The organism is Nocardioides mesophilus, assembly GCF_014395785.1.
GTDB lineage: Bacteria > Actinomycetota > Actinomycetes > Propionibacteriales > Nocardioidaceae > Nocardioides_B > Nocardioides_B mesophilus.
Window position 1 is genome coordinate 1,040,887 of record NZ_CP060713.1, and the last position, 14,007, is coordinate 1,054,893.

Annotated in this window: 17 protein-coding genes; 5 read left to right on the forward strand and 12 right to left on the reverse strand. The window is 72.6% G+C overall.

The genetic code is table 11. From position 1 onward, the window contains the following. Positions 1-6: 6 nt before the first annotated feature. From H9L09_RS04935 to H9L09_RS04975, 9 genes are all read right to left on the reverse strand, one after another. On the reverse strand, positions 7-1,020 hold the full coding sequence (locus H9L09_RS04935) for a Gfo/Idh/MocA family protein (RefSeq protein WP_187579603.1): 1,014 nt from the start codon (positions 1,018-1,020) through the stop codon (positions 7-9). Next, positions 1,017-2,186: a Gfo/Idh/MocA family protein gene (locus H9L09_RS04940; RefSeq protein ID WP_246456279.1), complete on the reverse strand. Its 1,170-nt coding sequence runs from the start codon at positions 2,184-2,186 to the stop codon at positions 1,017-1,019. Before H9L09_RS04940 ends, H9L09_RS04935 begins: the two co-directional genes overlap by 4 nt. Beyond that, positions 2,183-3,088, reverse strand: coding sequence for an ATP-binding cassette domain-containing protein (locus H9L09_RS04945; RefSeq protein WP_187579604.1), 906 nt, complete (start codon positions 3,086-3,088; stop codon positions 2,183-2,185). Before H9L09_RS04945 ends, H9L09_RS04940 begins: the two co-directional genes overlap by 4 nt. Then, positions 3,088-4,200: an ABC transporter permease gene (locus tag H9L09_RS04950; RefSeq protein ID WP_187579605.1), complete on the reverse strand. Its 1,113-nt coding sequence runs from the start codon at positions 4,198-4,200 to the stop codon at positions 3,088-3,090. The genes H9L09_RS04945 and H9L09_RS04950 overlap by 1 nt, the downstream gene beginning before the upstream one ends. A gap of 67 nt (positions 4,201-4,267) precedes the next feature. Beyond that, complete coding sequence (locus tag H9L09_RS04955; protein ID WP_187579606.1) at positions 4,268-5,275, reverse strand: sugar ABC transporter substrate-binding protein; 1,008 nt, start codon at positions 5,273-5,275, stop codon at positions 4,268-4,270. Between the two features lie 68 nt (positions 5,276-5,343). Beyond that, the gene (gene iolD, locus H9L09_RS04960; protein WP_187579607.1) at positions 5,344-7,269 is read right to left on the reverse strand and encodes a 3D-(3,5/4)-trihydroxycyclohexane-1,2-dione acylhydrolase (decyclizing); all 1,926 of its coding nucleotides are present in this window, start codon (positions 7,267-7,269) and stop codon (positions 5,344-5,346) included. Next, positions 7,266-8,156 carry a 5-deoxy-glucuronate isomerase gene (iolB, locus tag H9L09_RS04965; protein WP_187579608.1) on the reverse strand — a complete coding sequence of 297 codons (891 nt, stop codon included), beginning with the start codon at positions 8,154-8,156 and terminating at the stop codon, positions 7,266-7,268. The genes iolD and iolB overlap by 4 nt, the downstream gene beginning before the upstream one ends. 1 nt (position 8,157) lies before the next feature. Further along, positions 8,158-9,027, reverse strand: coding sequence for a Cgl0159 family (beta/alpha)8-fold protein (locus H9L09_RS04970; protein WP_187580683.1), 870 nt, complete (start codon positions 9,025-9,027; stop codon positions 8,158-8,160). 26 nt (positions 9,028-9,053) lie between these two features. After that, on the reverse strand, positions 9,054-9,953 hold the full coding sequence (locus H9L09_RS04975; protein ID WP_187579609.1) for a TIM barrel protein: 900 nt from the start codon (positions 9,951-9,953) through the stop codon (positions 9,054-9,056). Between the two features lie 126 nt (positions 9,954-10,079). On the opposite strand from H9L09_RS04975, the gene H9L09_RS04980 reads away from it, so the two are divergent. Continuing rightward, a complete protein-coding gene (locus H9L09_RS04980; RefSeq protein ID WP_187579610.1) occupies positions 10,080-10,820 on the forward strand; it encodes a GntR family transcriptional regulator in 741 nt (246 codons plus the stop codon). A 53-nt stretch (positions 10,821-10,873) separates the two neighbouring features. Here the strand turns inward: H9L09_RS04980 and H9L09_RS04985 are convergent, their stop codons facing one another. Further along, positions 10,874-11,164, reverse strand: a complete 291-nt coding sequence (locus H9L09_RS04985) for a hypothetical protein (protein WP_187579611.1) — start codon at positions 11,162-11,164, stop codon at positions 10,874-10,876. A gap of 107 nt (positions 11,165-11,271) precedes the next feature. Between H9L09_RS04985 and H9L09_RS04990 the strand changes: the two genes are divergently transcribed. After that, positions 11,272-11,580: a hypothetical protein gene (locus tag H9L09_RS04990; protein ID WP_187579612.1), complete on the forward strand. Its 309-nt coding sequence runs from the start codon at positions 11,272-11,274 to the stop codon at positions 11,578-11,580. Here H9L09_RS04990 and H9L09_RS04995 read toward each other — a convergent pair. Further along, a complete protein-coding gene (locus H9L09_RS04995; RefSeq protein WP_187579613.1) occupies positions 11,573-11,974 on the reverse strand; it encodes a hypothetical protein in 402 nt (133 codons plus the stop codon). The genes H9L09_RS04990 and H9L09_RS04995 overlap by 8 nt on opposite strands. Positions 11,975-12,122: 148 nt before the next feature. Between H9L09_RS04995 and H9L09_RS05000 the strand changes: the two genes are divergently transcribed. Beyond that, entirely contained in the window at positions 12,123-12,296 is a 174-nt protein-coding gene (locus tag H9L09_RS05000; protein WP_187579614.1) for a heme biosynthesis protein HemY, read from the forward strand. Between the two features lie 31 nt (positions 12,297-12,327). Next, positions 12,328-12,561 (forward strand): hypothetical protein, encoded by a 234-nt coding sequence (locus H9L09_RS05005; protein ID WP_187579615.1) that lies wholly within the window; start codon positions 12,328-12,330, stop codon positions 12,559-12,561. Positions 12,562-12,591: 30 nt separating this feature from the next. Here H9L09_RS05005 and H9L09_RS05010 read toward each other — a convergent pair whose 3' ends face one another. Further along, positions 12,592-13,182 (reverse strand): dienelactone hydrolase family protein, encoded by a 591-nt coding sequence (locus H9L09_RS05010; protein ID WP_187579616.1) that lies wholly within the window; start codon positions 13,180-13,182, stop codon positions 12,592-12,594. Positions 13,183-13,388: 206 nt separating this feature from the next. Here H9L09_RS05010 and H9L09_RS05015 point away from each other — a divergent pair, with 206 nt between their 5' ends. After that, complete coding sequence (locus H9L09_RS05015; RefSeq protein ID WP_187579617.1) at positions 13,389-14,000, forward strand: hypothetical protein; 612 nt, start codon at positions 13,389-13,391, stop codon at positions 13,998-14,000. Positions 14,001-14,007: the final 7 nt, after the last annotated feature.

A 14,007-nucleotide genomic window follows, 5' to 3' on the forward strand; every position in this document is an offset into this window, starting at 1 on the left:
GACCGGTCAGGCGTAGAGCGGTGGGGTCGGCTCGTGCGGCACCTCGACCCGGCCGGCGCCGTGCAAGGACTCGACGGCGGCGGAGGCGGCCAGGTTGGCACGGTGGCCGTCCCAGGCCGACGGCCCGACCGGCCGGTCCTCGCGGATCCCCTGCACCCAGGCGGCCAGCTCCTCGCGGTAGGCGTCGGCGAACCGGGCCACGAAGTCGCCGCCGACCACCCGGCCGGACAGGCCGGCCCGGCGGACGCCCAGCCCGTACGGCGGCGTAAGGGAGGCCGTGCCGGCGGTGCCGACCACCTCGGTGTGGATGTCGTAGCCGTAACGGGCGTTCACCGACACCTCGACGGTGACGACCGCCCCGGCGACCGTCTCGAGGACGGCGACCTGGACGTCGCGCAGCGCCCCGGCCGGCACCCGCGCCGCGTGCACCGTGACCGCCGCCAGCGGGTCGTCGAGCAGCCACGGGACCACGTCGAGCTCGTGGATCATCGAGTTGACCAGCACCCCCTCCGACGTCGCGTCCGGATGGGCCTGGGCGTTGCGGTGCACGCAGTGGGCGGCCCGGACGTCGCCCAGCGCGCCGCTGCGGACCAGGGCCCGCAGCTCGACGTAGGCGGGGTCGAAGCGGCGCATGAACCCGACCTGGACCAGCCGGCGGCCACCGGCCAGCTCGGCGTCGACCACCCGCCGGGAGCCCTCGGTGCCGGTCGCCAGCGGCTTCTCGCAGAGCACCGGCAGGCCGCCAGCCAGGCAGGCGAGCACGAGCTCCTCGTGCAGCGGGTCCGGCGCTGCGACCAGCACCGCGTCGACGTCGTCGGCGCCGACCAGCTGCTCGGCGGAGGCTGCGGCCCGGGCCCCGGCGAGCTGGGCGACCTGGGCGGTCCGCTCCGGGTCGGCGTCGTGGACCGCGCTCACCCGGGCCCCGCCCACCCAGCGGGTCAGGGTCTGCACGTGCGCGGCACCCATGGCGCCCGCTCCGACCACCCCGACCCGGACCACACTCGTGGCTTCGTCGTTCACAGGATTACCCACCGTCTCTCGTCGTAGGAGGTCCCCATCGCCGCGACGAGCCGGGCGGTGCGCACCGCGTCCTCGATCGTGGCGCCCACCGGTGTGCCGGTGCCGATGGACTCGACCAACCGGTGCGCCTCGACCACCTTGAGGTCGTCGTAGCCCATCGCCACCCCGGCGCCGGGCTGGAAGGCGCCGAGCTCGCCGTCGCCGGGCGCGATGAAGCGGGTCGTCCAGGCGGCGTCCTGGAAGTCCTGGTCCAGGCACACCCGGAGCTCGCCCATCCGGCGGAAGTCCCAGGCCAGCGCACCCGCGGTGCCGCGCACCTCGAAGCCGTAGCCGCACTGCTCTCCGACGGCGACCCGGGAGGCCACCAGGTGTCCCCGTGCGCCGGACCCGAACCGCAGCAGCGCGGCGGCGTGGTCCTCGTTGCCGACCGGCCCGCGCGGCCCGTCGCCGCCGCGGGCGAAGTGCGACACGGCGCCGCCGGCCAGCGGCCGCTGCGCGACGAAGGTGGCCTGGTCGGCGACCAGCTCCGTGATGGGCCCGGTGCTGCCGCCGGCGACGTACAGCGCCAGGTCGAAGCCGTGACTGGCCAGGTCCCCCAGGACGCCGGTGCCGGCGAGGGCGGGGTCGAAGCGCCACGACAGCACGCCGTCGGGATGGGCGGAGTAGTCGGCGAGCATCCGGACCTCCACCGACTCGACCTCGCCGAGGCGACCGGCTCCGACGAGCTCGCGGGCCACCTCGACGGCCGGAGCGTTGCGGTAGTTGAAGCCGACCGCGGACCGGACCCCGGCCGCGCGGACCGCTGCCGCGATGGCCTCGGTGTCCTCGAGGTTCCGGCCGGCCGGCTTCTCGATCCAGAGGTGCCGCCCGGACGCCGCGACCGCCGTACCGATCTCGCGGTGCACGAAGTTCGGGCCGCAGACGCTCACCACGTCGACGTCGTCGCGCTCCAGCACGCGGCGCCAGTCCGCGTCGGCGGCGAGGAACCCGTAGCCGGACACCGCCTCGTCACGGCGGCCGGCGTCGGGCTCGGCGACCGCGACCAGGCGGGGCCGCAGCGCAGCGGCCGGGTAGTGGTGGGGCAGCCGCGCCCAGGCCCGGGAGTGCACCTGGCCCATCCAGCCGAATCCGACGACCGCGACCCCGAGCTCCCCGACCTCGCTCACGCGGGCTGGTCCGGGGAGTCCGGCCGCACCTGCGCCACCTCGGCCTCGAGCTCGCGGGTCACCGCGGAGCCGGGCAGGTCCCGCTCCAGCTCGTGGCTGAGCGCCTCCAGCTCGGTGCCGCCGGCCATCATCCGGACCAGCTCGTCGAGGGGCAGCTCGGCCTTGGTGAAGGTGCCCATGCTCCGGCCGCGGCGCAGCAGCATGAACCGGTCCCCCACCGGATAGGCGTGGTGCGGGTTGTGGGTGATGAAGATGACGCCGAGGCCGCGGTCGCGGGCCTTGGCGATGTACTTGAGCACCACGCCGGACTGCCGCACCCCGAGCGCGGCGGTGGGCTCGTCGAGGATCAGCACCCGCGCCCCGAAGTACACGGCGCGCGAGATCGCCACGCACTGCCGCTCGCCGCCGGAGAGCGTGCCGATCGGCTGGTCGAGGTCGCGCAGGTCGATGCCCATCGCGGCGAGCTCCTGCTTCGCGATCCGCTTCATCGCCTTGATGTCCAGGCGCCGCAGCGGGCCGCGGCCCTTGGTGAGCTCGGAGCCGAGGAAGAAGTTGCGCCAGACCGGCATCAGCGGCACGACCGCGAGGTCCTGGTAGACCGTGGCGATGCCGAGGTTGAGCGCTGCCCGTGGCGAGGAGAAGTGGCGGCTCACCCCGTCGACGACGAAGCGGCCGCTGGTGTGCTCGTGCGCCCCGGCGAGGATCTTGATGAACGTGGACTTGCCGGCGCCGTTGTCCCCGAGCACGCAGGTGACCTCGCCGGCGTGCACGGTGGTGCTGACGTCGACCAGGGCCACCACCGAGCCGTAGGTCTTGCCGATCGAGTCGACCTCGATGAGCGGCGTGCCGGTCGGCGGCAGGTCCGGGACTCCCGGGCGCGGGTCGGTCGCGGTGGTGCCCATCAGATCGACTCCGCCCGGTTCTTGACCCAGTTGTTCACGAGTACGGCGCCGAGCAGCATCACGCCGAGGAAGGCGTAGAGCCAGTCGTTGTCCCAGCCGGCCTGCGGGATGCCCTGCTGCACCATGCCGTAGATCAGCGCCCCCAGCGCCGCGCCCACCGCCGAGCCGTAGCCGCCGGTGAGCAGGCAGCCGCCGACGACGGCGCAGATGATGAAGATGAACTCCTGCCCGACGCCGGTGGTGCTCTGCACGGTGGTGGTCTTGAACAGCTGCAGCATCCCGACCAGCCAGCCGGCGACCGCGGTCGTGATGAACAGGCCGACCTTGGTGCGCAGCACCGGCACCCCGACCTGCCGGGCGCTGGTCTGCGCGCCGCCGACGGCGAAGATCCAGTTGCCGGACCGGGTGCGCTGCAGGACCCAGGTGGCCGCCACCGTGACGCCGACGAACCAGAAGGTGGCGGCGTACAACGTGAGCGTGGTCTTGGCGTCGTTGGCCTCGAGCCACGGCACCCAGGCCATGTCCAGGTTCACGAAGGAGCCGAAGAGCTGCTTGCCGTCGTAGTAGCCGGCGGCGTCCTGGAGGCCGGTCACCGAGACCTTGCCGATCAGGATCTTGGTGACGGCGAGGTTGACGCCCTGGAGCACGAAGAAGGTGCCGAGGGTGACGATGAAGCTCGGCAGCCGGGTCCACATCACGACCAGGCCGTTGAGCGCGCCGATCGCGACGGCCAGCACCAGGGCGGCGAGGATCGCGAGCCAGACGTTGACGTCGTACTCCGACATCAGGATCCCGGTGGTCAGGCCGGTGGTGCCGATCATCGCGCCGGCGGAGAGGTCGAACTCGCCGCCGATCATGAGCAGCGCCACCGCGACCGCCATGATCCCGATCGTGGAGGCGTTGAAGATCCAGGTGCTCGCCCCGGCCGGCTCGAAGAACGAGTCGGTGCGGAAGGTGAAGAACAAGAAGATGACCAGCGCCCCCGCGAACGCCCCGATCTCCGGGCGCCGCAGCACGCCGGCCAGCCGGTGCCGCGACGAGAGCCGTTCGTCCCCGGCGGCGGGCGGCCCCGTGTCCGGCGCTCCCCGTCCCGCAGCGGTGCTGGTGCTCATGGTGGTCCTTCCTCGACAGCCCGGCCGGCCGGCTCCGCGACGGTGCGTCCCGGAGCCGGCCGGTGGGTCAGCGCGTGCCGTTCTCGGCGAACTTCAAGACGTCCCCGGCGTTGTCCTGGGTGACGATCGCCGGCCCGGAGTAGACCGGCTGGCCACCGCCGATGTCGTTGCCGTTGATCAGCTTGAGGTAGATGCCGGTGACCCCGAGGTAGCCCTGCACGTAGGGCTGCTGGTCGACCGCGAACAGCAGCTTGCCGTCCTTGACCAGCTTGGCCACGTCGGCGTTCAGGTCGAAGGTGCCGATCTGCACGTCGCGACCCGAGGAGTCGACGGCGGCCACGGCGCGACCGGCGATGTCGCCGTTGAGGGTGAGGATGGCGTCGATGCTGCTGTCGGCGCTGAGCTGCGACTCGATCGTGGCCTGTGCGCCGGCCAGGTCGGTGCTGTCCACCTGGAGGTTCTTCATGGTGCCGCCGAAGGCGTCCGCGGCAGCCTTGCAGCGCTCCTCGAGCCCGATGTTGCCGGCCTCGTGGATCACGCAGATCGCGTTGGTGGCCCCGGCCTCCTTCAGCTGCTGGCCAGCGGCCTCACCGGCGATCGACTCGCTCTGGCCGACGTGGGTGATCGCGCCGAACGCCTTCCACTGGTCGATGCCGGAGTTGATGGTGATCACCGGGATGCCTGCCTGGACGGCGTTCTTGATGCTGGTCTCCAGGCCGTCGGGGTTGGCCATCGAGACCACGAGCCCGTCGGTGCCGTCGGCGACCGCGTTGTCGATCAGCGTGCTCTGCTCGCCCGGGTCCGGGGAGCTGTTGTAGCGCACGTCGACGCCGAGGTCCTTGCCGGCGCGGTCCGCCCCGGCCTTCACGACGTCCCAGAAGGAGTCGCCGGGCGCCGCGTGCGTCACCACGTCGATCCGGATGTCCTGCGCCGAGACGGCGCTGTCGCCACCGCCACCACCGCTGCTGCTCTCGTTGCCACCGGCGTTGCTGCTGCTGTCCTCCCCGGTGCTGCAGCCGGCGAGCACGAGCGCCCCCGCGGCCAGCCCGAGGGTCAGTGCCCGTCGGATCCTCATCTGGTTCCTCCTTGCCCCCCGCTTGGCGGGGACCGATCCGGCGGGAAGCGCCGGAAGCTGTGTTCTTCTCATCCTCGACCCTCGGAGGGCCGCAGGTGGGTGCGTTGGCGTGCCTTGTGCTGCTCGTACGTCGACCGGGCCGTCCGCGTGCTCTCCAGCCCCGAGGTCGCCGCGACCGGGACGTCCCACCAGGCCGGGCTGTCCGGGGCGCCGACCAGCGGATCGGTCTCCACGTGCACGACCGTGGTCACGTCCGCCGCCCGAGCCTCGAGGATCGCCTTCTCCAGTCCGGCCACCCCGTCCGCGCGGATGACGTGCGCCCCGAGGCTCGCGGCGTTCGCAGCCAGGTCGACCGGCAGCGTATCGCCGTCCAGCCCGGATCCGGTGCGGTAGCGGTAGCGCGTCCCGAACCGCTGGGATCCCAGCGACTCCGACAGCGCGCCGATCGAGGCGAATCCGTGGTTCTGCACCAGCACCACCACCAGCTTCACCCCCTCGGCGACCGCGGTGACCAGCTCCTGCGCCATCATCAGGTAGCTGCCGTCGCCGACCATCACGAACACGTCGCGATCCTCGCCGGCGTCGAGCACGGCCAGCTTCACGCCGAGCCCGCCGGCGATCTCGTAGCCCATGCAGGAGTAGCCGTACTCCACGTGGTAGCCCTTGGCGTCCCGGGTCCGCCAGAGCTTGTGCAGGTCCCCGGGCATCGACCCGGCCGCGCAGACGACGACGTCGCCGGGTCGCGAGAGCCGGTTGACGACTCCGAGCACCTCCGCCTGCGCAGGCAGCGGTTCGTGCGCCTGGTCGTAGGCCCGCTGCACCACCTCGTCCCACTCCCGCGCCAGTACGGCGGCCCGCTCGGTGTGCCCGGTGGGGGCCTGCCAGCCCGCGAGCCCTTCTCGCAGCTGCTCCAGACCGCGCCGGGCGTCGCCGACCGCGGCGATCGCGGAGAGCTTGTGCGCGTCGAAGGCCGCCACGTTGAGGTTCACGAACCGGACGTCGGGGTTCGCGAACACCGTCCGGGACCCGGTGGTGAAGTCGCTGTAGCGGGTGCCGACGCCGAGCACGACGTCAGCCTCCTCCGCCAGCGCGTCGGCCGCGGTCGTCCCGGTGGCGCCGATCGCCCCGACCGCGCAAGGGTGGTCGTAGGGCAGCGAGCCCTTGCCGGCCTGGGTCTCCGCGACCGGGATGCCCGTCATCTCGGCGAAGTCACGCAGCGCCTCGGTCGCGCCGGAGTAGATCGCCCCGCCGCCGGCCACCACGAGCGGTCTGCGTGCTGTGCGCAGCAGTGCCAGCGCCCGCGCGAGCGCGGCGTCCTCGACGGCCGGGCGGCCGACGTGCCAGACCCGCTCGGCGAACAGCTCGTCGTCCCAGTCCCACGCCTCGGCCTGCACGTCCTGCGGCAGCGAGAGCGTCACCGCGCCGGTCTCCACGGGGTCGGTGAGCACCCGGAGCGCCGCCAGCAGGGCCGCGGGCAGCTGCTCGGGCCGGTTGACCCGGTCCCAGTAGCGCGACACCGGGCGGAGGCAGTCGTTGACGCTGACGTCGAGCGAGCGCGGGTCCTCCAGCTCCTGCAGGACCGGGTTGCTGGCCCGGGTCGCGAACACGTCACCGGGCAGCAGCAGCACCGGGATCCGGTTCACGGTGGCGAGCGCGGCCCCGGTGACCATGTTCGTCGAGCCCGGTCCCACCGAGGCGGTGCAGGCGAAGGCGGCCAGCCGGTCCCGGTGCCGCGCGTAGCCGACCGCGGCGTGCACCATCGCCTGCTCGTTGCGGGCCTGGTGGTAGCGCAGGACCCGGCCCCCGGGGCCGCCGTCGGTGCCGGCCGCAGCGCGCTCCCGCTCCAGGAGCGCCTCGCCGAGACCCGCGACGTTGCCGTGCCCGAAGATCCCCCAGCAGCCGGCGAAGAACGGGTTCCGCACGCCGTCGCGCTCGACGTACTGCGCCTCCAGGAACCGGACCACCGCCTGGGCGACCGTCAACCTCGTCGTCATCGCTCCTCCTCGCCGTTCCTGCCGAACGGCAGCCGTGGGTCGACCGGCTGGTCGGCCCAGGTGTCGCGGACCCAGCGGTGCGCCGGGTCGTCGCGGATCAGCCAGGCCCGGGTGTCGCCCGGTCCGGCCATCACGTTGAGGTAGTACAGGTCGTAGCCGGGCACCGCCATCGACGGGCCGTGCCAGCCGTGCGGGACCAGCACCACGTCGCCGCTGCGCACCTCGGCGAGCACGTCGATCTCCTTGCCGGGACTGGCGTAGACCCGTTGGTAGCCCATCCCCGGCCCGGCCGGGCCGTCGGCGACCTCGAAGTAGTAGATCTCCTCCAGCCGGCTCTCGGTCTGCGACTCCTCGTCATGCTTGTGCGGAGGGTAGGAGGACCAGTTGCCGCCGGGGGTCAGCACCTCGCAGGCGATGAGCCGATCCGCGTCGAAGGCCTCCGGGGCGCAGAAGTTGTTCACCTGCCGGCTGGCCCGACCGGCGCCGCGCAGCTCCACCGGCACCGCCGCGGCCGGCTGGTGCCGCACCGACAGCCGTCGCTCGCAGCGGGCCGCCGGCAGCGCGAACCGGCCGCCGTGGGCGCTGGTCACCTCGGCGACCGCATCACGAGGCAGGTAGACGAAGTCGGTGGGGTGCGCGAACACGTCGGGCCGGCCGGCCAGCGACACCCGCTCGCCGTCGCACGCGACCTCGCAGGCCCCCGACAGCGGCAGCACCAGCATCTCGGAGTCGCCGGTCGCGACCCGGGCGCTCTGGCCGGGGTCGAGGCTGAGGACGGCGAGGCCGCTGTAGCCCCAGCCGGCCGACTCCGGGGTGACGAGGAGGTCGAAGCCCTCCCCGGCAGCGCTGCCGGCGCGGAGGTGGTGGCCGCCCACGGGACCGGTCATCTCACATCATCCCCACGACAGCGTCGACGGCCCGGGCGACGTCGCCGTCCGGCGGGTACAGCAGTGAGCGTCCGACGACCATGCCCCGCACCTGCGGGCCGGCGAGCACCTGCTTCCACCGGGCGAACTGGAGCCCCTGGTCAGAGCCGACCTCGCCGCCGAGGAGCAGCACCGGCAGGGTCGTCGCGGCCAGCACCTGCTCCATGTCGTCGATCACGGGGAGCTTCAGCCAGGTGTGTGCGCTGGTCCACGACAGCCCGGAGGCCACCGCGGCCGCGCGGATCACCGCCTCGGTGCTCAGGTCGTTGCGGACCCGGCCCTCGTGCCGGTGGGAGAGGAACGGCTCCACCATCGCCATCAGCCCGCGACCGGCGAGGTCGCCGACCGCCGCGGCGCAGGCCTCCAGGGTCGGGGCGGTCATCGGGTCGTCGGGGTCGATGCGCAGCAGCATCTTGCCCCCCTGCAGGCCGGTCCGCTCCACGGCGGCCGCGTCGTACCCGGTGAACCGGTCGTCGATCTCGAAGACGGTGCCGGCCAGGCCGCCCCGGTTCATCGACCCGATCACGACCTTGCCCTCCAGCGCGCCCAGCAGCAGCAGGTCCTCGACCACGTCAGCCGTCCCGAGCACGCCGTCCACCCCGGGCCGGGCCAGCGCGATCCGCAGCCGTCGCAGCAGGTCCCAGCGGTCGGCCATCGCCAGTGTGTCGGCGCCGGCGCGCAGCGCGCCCCGGGCCGGGTGGTCCGCGGCCACGAGCAGCAGCCGGCCGGTCTGTCCGGCCAGGCTGTCCGGACGGGTCCGGGCCGCGGCGAGCCGGGTGATCCGCTCCGGCTCGTGCACCCGGACCGCGAGGAGGTCGGCGAGCTCGCGCATCGCCTCGGGCCGCCCCTCCCCGGCACTCATCCGGCCAGCCCGCTCAGGAACTCCAGGCTCGCGGCCACGTCGGCGGCGGGCCCCTTCGACGGGCCGCCGTCGGGCCGCCCGTCGAGCATCACGTCCTGCTCCAGGACGTACCACCCCCGGTAGCCGGAGGCCTCGAGCGTCCTGACGAGCGCCGCCACGTCGACGTCGCCCTGACCCAGCGGCCGGAAGATCCCGGACCGGACGGCCGCTCCGAACGTGGTCCGGCCCGCGGCCACCTCCCTCGCCAGCTCGCCGTCGACGTCCTTCAGGTGCACGTGCACCACCCGGTCCGGATACTTCGCGGTGAGCGCGACCGGGTCCGCGCCGGCCACCAGCAGGTGACCGGTGTCCACACAGAGGCCGACCCGCGAGCCGGCCAGCACGCGCTCGGTCTCCTCGCCGCTCTCGACCAGGGTGCCGATGTGCGGGTGCAGGCAGGCCACCACCCCGCGGGCCCGCGCGTGGTCGGAGATGGTGTCGAGGCGGGCCAGCATCGTCGTCCAGCCGTCCGCGGTGAGGACCGGCCGGGCGTCGTACCCCTCGACACCGGTGAAGGCGGCCAGCACCACGACCGAGGCGCCGGTGGCCAGGCAGGAGTCGATGAACGCGTCGACCTCGGGCAAGGGGTCGTGCCCCTCGTCGTGCAGCAGCACCGGCAGGAAGCCCCCGACCGCCCGCAGGCCGTGCCGGGACAGCTCGGCTGCGCGCGCCACCGGGTCGTCGGGCAGGAAGCCGGCCGGGCCGAACTCGGTGGCGTGGAGGCCGAGCTCGCGCATCTGCGCCAGCACCGAGCCGGAGTCCAGTTGGTAGCCCCACCCGGGGACCTCGCAGACCCCCCACGAGATCGGTGCCCCGGCCAACCGGGAGACGAGCGACTGCGCGGGGATCGGGTCCATGGTCGCGATTGTTCTGACCCGCTCCCGTGGTGTCAATGGTTTGTCCGGACATAAGGACGTACTGACACCAGCCGACGCCGACCGCTATGCTCCCCACGGCTCGGGTGCAGACTCGAAGGAGGCCCGGTGTCGTCCTTCCCGGACGTGGTCGTCAACCGCTCCAGCCCGGTGCCGCTCTACCACCAGGTGGCCGAGCAGCTCGAGCGCGCCATCCGCGACGGCGAGCTGCTGCCCGGCGACCGGATCGCCAACGAGGTGGTGCTCGCCGACCGGCTCGGCCTGTCCCGCCCGACCCTGCGCCAGGCGATCCAGTCACTGGTCGACCAGGGCCTGGTGGTCCGCAAGCGAGGCGTCGGGACTCTCGTCGTGCACGCCCCGATCCGCCGTACGGTCGAGCTCACGAGCCTCAACGACGACCTGCTCCGGGCCGGTCGGCAGCCCTCGACCGTGGTGCTCGACCTGCAGCTGCAGCCCGCCCCGGACGCGATCTCGGAGCACCTCAAGATCGTCGCGGGAACGCCGGTGTGGCGGCTGGACCGGCTGCGCCGGGTGGCCGGGCGGCCCTTGGCGGTGATGCGCAACTACGTCCCCGGCCAGGTCGCCGACCTCGGCGCGGTCGATCTCTCGGCCACCGGGCTCTACGAGCACTTCCGCTCGGCAGGCATCCACCTGCGGGTGGCGCACCAGACGATCAGCGCCCGCAAGGCCGACGCCGAGGAGGCGCGGCTGCTCGAGGGCACTGCGGGAGATCCGCTGCTGACCATGCAGCGCACGTCGTTCGACGACCAGGGTCGCGCCGTGGAGTTCGGCACCCACCTCTACCGGCCCGACCTCTACGCCTTCGAGACCACGCTCGTCGACCGCTGATCCCGGGCGGCGGCACCTGTGCCGACCTGAGTGCGGCGCGGCGGTGGGGAAATTCAGTGGCCGCCGAGCGCCTCACCGAGGGCGAACGCGACGACGAGCAGGAAGGTCAGGGACGCGACCACGATCAGCAGGACCGAGCGTTCCCGGTCCCGCACCACGGCGATGCCGGCGGTCACCAGCGAGGCGACCGCGAGGCCGATGATCACGATCCCCGCTCCGATGCTCACCGCCCGCCACGAGTCGGGGATCAGGCGTAGCACGGACCAGTACAGCGGGTAGAGCAGCACGGGGAGCAACAACCACAGCGCACGCCGGCCGGTCGAGGTGTGCGGGAAGAGGTACATCTCGCCTCCTCCCTCGCGTTGCCTCCATCGTCGTCCGGATCGCGGTGGAGACGTCGGGCGGGAAGACCCCTCCGCGAGGGACCCAAGTCACCAGGTGCCCGCAGGCGATGGCGCACGACCTTCGACCCTTCCCGACGCACGTGCCGGGTCCACGCCGCTTCATCCACGTCGATCCCGCCGTATCGAGCAAAGACTTGCTCGTCGGAGGTCTGGTCGGCGGAATCCTCAATGCCGTCTGGGCATTCACCGTCCCTGACGAGTCGATCGCGTGGTTCATCGCCATGCCACTGGTGCTGTTGAGCCTGGGGTACGCGATCATCGGCCTCCTCGAAGTCCGACGCTCACGAGCGCTCGAGGAACGAATATCTGCTCGCGACAGGCCGGACCGGAGCCGCCACCACGGAAAGCCTATGTAGCCGGCACGGGCCGCAGCATCGCCGCCAAACCCAGAAGCGCAACAGACTGGAACGCCAGCAGTGCCCCCAGTACTGGAAGCGATGCGACCACCATCACCCCGCCCAACGCACTGGTCACGGAGCCGACACCCAGGACGACGAGCAGCGTGCGCCAACGACGCACCCCCGCGTCGGCTCGCCGGATCGCCCTGATCCCGGTCACCCATGCCGAGAACGCGATCACGACGAGGCCGGCCCCCGCGACTGCGAGCAGGAAGAGATACCCACCCGTGCCGTCCATCCCGACGGGCGTTGCGTAGGCCGTGACGATGCCGGCCACGCCCAGTGCTGCCCACGCCAGGCAGAGGAGGGACACGACGCCGTACGCGACGCGGCGCTGGTCGTCTCCGATCACCACTCCTCCTTCCTGCGGACAGCCATCATCGTCGGTGACGTACGTCCCCGCCTGCCGGTGCCCGCGCGTGTCCGGCAACATCGAGCGCGCCGACGCGACCCGATCCGTTTGTGGCTCTGACTCGGCTTCCGAGGACTAGGTTCGGACCATGACAGCAGCAGACGACCACCCCGAGGGTGCTGTGGAACCCGGGAGGGACTACCGCAGGCTGCCGCCGGACCTGCGGCTGGACGACACCATCGCGACTGTCGACCCTGACCCTGTGCCAGACCCGGACGCGGGGCGGAACGTCGACCAGCACCGTGCCCTCCGGGACGACTGAGCTGCCCGCCCGCCGGGGCAGCATCTGGAGCGTGGTCGCGCCCATCAGCGCAGCCATCACCTGGGTCGGCCTGCTGAGCTTCAGCAGCCTGACCCTTCTCGCCGCGCCGGCCGCCCTGACAGCCGTCGTCGCAGGCACCCTCGGTGTGGTCCGCGACCGGCGAACCGCCTGGAGGGTGCTGGCAGGACTGTCCGCCCTCACGACCCTCGGCCTGGTCGCCGTCTTGGCGCTCATGATCTTCATGCTCTCCGGCGGCTCGCCCTAGGCGTGATGCTCGGGAGTCCCACGGCGGGGGTCAGCCCACGCGGTCGAGGAACCCCCGCGAGCGCTGCACGACGAGCGCGGCCGCGTCCGCGTCGTACGAGGGCAGCGAGCTGTCCGCGAAGAGGTGCCGGTCGCCCGGGTAGAGGAACAGCTCGGCCAGGTCCGGGCCGAGCGTCCCGACCAGCTCGCGGGCAGCGTCGAGGTCGCCCTCCAGCGCGAAGAACGGGTCCTGGTCCATCCCGTGGACCTGCACCGGAACCCCGTCGGGCCAGGGGCCGAACGCCCAGTCACCGGTGAGCGGGATGCAGGACTCGTAGAGCAGCGCGCCGCGTGCCCCGGGTCGGGTCTGGGCGAGCCGCTGCGCGGTGGCGGCGCCGTAGGAGAAGCCGGCGTACACCAGGCCGGCGGGCAGGTCGGCCACCGCGCGGTCGGCTCGCCCGTCGAGCACCTCGTCGTCGATGCCGCGGACGAACGCGACGCCGGCCTCGATGCTCGCCGGTTGCTCACCGTCGAACAGGTCCGGCGTGTGCACCGTGTGGCCACCGGAACGCAGCCCCTCGGCGAACGCCTGCATGCCGTCGGTGAGGCCCTGCACGTGGTGGAAGAGCACGACTTCGGCCATCTCTCGCTCCTGTCTCCCTCGGCCCGGTGGCCGGAGTCTCACCCTAGGTCTGCGGATCGGGGTGGTCCAGGAACCAGCCGGAGGCTGCGCGCGACGCCATCCCGGATCCGCGGTCCAGACGGCCCGGTTCGTCCCTGGACGGCCCCGGAGCCTGGTCCTACCGTCCGAGAGAGGGGGTCACCGTTCACGCTCGACAGGAGGCAGTCATGTTCATCCAGGTGATCCAGGGCAAGTGCAGCCGGCAGGACGAGATGCGGGCGCTGGCCGACCGCTGGTCGACCGAGATGGCACCGCACGCGATCGGCTGGCTCGGCGGCACCTACGGCTTCACCGACGACGGCGACATGATCGCCGTCGTCCGGTTCGAGTCGCTGGAGGCCGCCCAGGCCAACGCGGCCCGCCCCGAGCAGCAGGCGTGGTGGGCCCAGATGGAGCAGCTGTTCGACTCACCGCCGGAGTTCCACGACAGCGACCGGGTGCTGATGATGATGGACGGCGGCTCCGACGAGGCGGGCTTCGTCCAGGTGATCCGCGGCCGGCTCCGCGACCCGGACGCCCTCGAGGCCGGCCTGCACGACATGGAGACGATGCTCCACGAGGCCCGGCCCGAGATCCTCGGTGCCACGTTCGCGATCGAGCCCGACGGCAGCTTCATCGAGACCGTCGCGTTCACCGACGAGGCCGCGGCTCGGGAGGGCGAGGCGAAGGCGGCGCCGGACACCGGTGCGGCCGCCGAGGCGATGCGGTCGTGGGAGCAGATGGTCTCCGACATGCAGTTCATGGACCTGCACCACCCGTGGTTCGCCACGCGGGCCTGATCCGGGC

Excerpts from the sequence above, each read along its gene's own strand:
- H9L09_RS04945 (WP_187579604.1), bottom strand. The coding sequence starts at position 3,088 with ATGGGCACCACCGCGACCGACCCGCGCCCGGGAGTCCCGGACCTGCCG.
- H9L09_RS04985 (WP_187579611.1), bottom strand. The coding sequence starts at position 11,164 with ATGTACCTCTTCCCGCACACCTCGACCGGCCGGCGTGCGCTGTGGTTG.
- H9L09_RS04975 (WP_187579609.1), bottom strand. The coding sequence starts at position 9,953 with ATGGACCCGATCCCCGCGCAGTCGCTCGTCTCCCGGTTGGCCGGGGCA.
- H9L09_RS04990 (WP_187579612.1), top strand. The coding sequence starts at position 11,272 with ATGGCGCACGACCTTCGACCCTTCCCGACGCACGTGCCGGGTCCACGC.
- H9L09_RS05000 (WP_187579614.1), top strand. The coding sequence starts at position 12,123 with ATGACAGCAGCAGACGACCACCCCGAGGGTGCTGTGGAACCCGGGAGG.
- iolD (WP_187579607.1), bottom strand. The coding sequence starts at position 7,269 with ATGACGACGAGGTTGACGGTCGCCCAGGCGGTGGTCCGGTTCCTGGAG.
- H9L09_RS04950 (WP_187579605.1), bottom strand. The coding sequence starts at position 4,200 with ATGAGCACCAGCACCGCTGCGGGACGGGGAGCGCCGGACACGGGGCCG.
- H9L09_RS05015 (WP_187579617.1), top strand. The coding sequence starts at position 13,389 with ATGTTCATCCAGGTGATCCAGGGCAAGTGCAGCCGGCAGGACGAGATG.
- H9L09_RS04970 (WP_187580683.1), bottom strand. The coding sequence starts at position 9,027 with ATGCGCGAGCTCGCCGACCTCCTCGCGGTCCGGGTGCACGAGCCGGAG.
- H9L09_RS04955 (WP_187579606.1), bottom strand. The coding sequence starts at position 5,275 with ATGAGGATCCGACGGGCACTGACCCTCGGGCTGGCCGCGGGGGCGCTC.
- H9L09_RS05010 (WP_187579616.1), bottom strand. The coding sequence starts at position 13,182 with ATGGCCGAAGTCGTGCTCTTCCACCACGTGCAGGGCCTCACCGACGGC.
- iolB (WP_187579608.1), bottom strand. The coding sequence starts at position 8,156 with ATGACCGGTCCCGTGGGCGGCCACCACCTCCGCGCCGGCAGCGCTGCC.